Source organism: Providencia sp. UF-224 (assembly GCF_058245955.1).
The window spans coordinates 1-238 of record NZ_JBSICC010000150.1 but is presented as its reverse complement, the minus strand read 5'-3'; the positions used below and the strand labels follow the sequence as shown (position 1 = coordinate 238).

General features: G+C 64.3%; 1 protein-coding gene. It reads right to left on the bottom strand.

The window, feature by feature from the left end:
* On the bottom strand, positions 1-238 hold a 238-nt coding region (locus AC4IFO_RS23240), incomplete at both ends, for a type IV pili methyl-accepting chemotaxis transducer N-terminal domain-containing protein (protein ID WP_490737883.1).

Below are 238 nucleotides of genomic sequence, written 5' to 3'. Positions count from 1 at the left end.
GAATAGCGCTGCAGGGCGGACACGAAATGGTCAACGCGATTGACATGGCCGGCGACCTCCGCCCGATAGGCGATCGCCTGCCCGTTGCGGATCTGCCGCTCCATCGTTTGCCACGCCTGTTGCAGCGCCAGGTAATGGTTGCGCACCTCGGCCGGTACGTAGAAGCGCGCCAGTTTTTGCAGCGCCGGCGCCTGCAATGACTGCCGGTATTGCTGCAGGTGCAGCTCCAGCTCTGGGC